1 protein-coding gene and 1 pseudogene are annotated in these 477 nt (G+C 58.1%); both read left to right on the top strand.

The annotated features are described in order from the left end of the window. Positions 1–297 (top strand): annotated as a pseudogene (locus Q4563_RS15975) (hypothetical protein); the annotation flags it as partial. Beyond that, a partial coding sequence (locus Q4563_RS15970) for a hypothetical protein (RefSeq protein WP_303605172.1) occupies positions 294–477 on the top strand: 184 nt, incomplete at its 3' end. The pseudogene Q4563_RS15975 and the gene Q4563_RS15970, both read left to right, overlap by 4 nt.

Raw genomic sequence — 477 nt, 5'->3', positions numbered from 1 at the left:
CATCTGGGCGTCGTCTGGGTTGGTCGGGACGACAACCAACCGATGCCGCTGGCGGGCAGCTCAGCGGCATTACCTATCTGGCAGCAAACCTTTGCTCAGGCTGGTGTTGAGCCACTGTTACCCACTGGTTTGCCATCGGTGGTAGTGGATGCGGATGGACAGATTCTGGAAGACGGTTGTGACGGGCGTTCCATGCCGATGCCGATCAGTGCCATCAAACAGGTACCAAAACCTTGCCAAACGGTGAGTAAACCCACAGAAGGAGAGCGGAAAGGATGGCTGGATTGGTTGTTTTGAATGTAAAGCAGCGCATCGAGTGGCTGGCGGTAGTACTACTGCTCGCAGGCTTGGCTGGTTGTAGCAGTACACAGGTGATGGCACCGGATCCCACCACCGCACCCGCGGCCAATGAGGAGACGGTTTGGCAAGCCGGTGGCCTGGCGACACTGGATCAGGGCCAGCATCATCCGGCAGTGA

The sequence above is a fragment of the Gilvimarinus sp. 1_MG-2023 genome (assembly GCF_030548285.1).
Note: the sequence above shows the minus strand (reverse complement) of the source record. Positions and strands in the feature narration are given on the sequence as shown.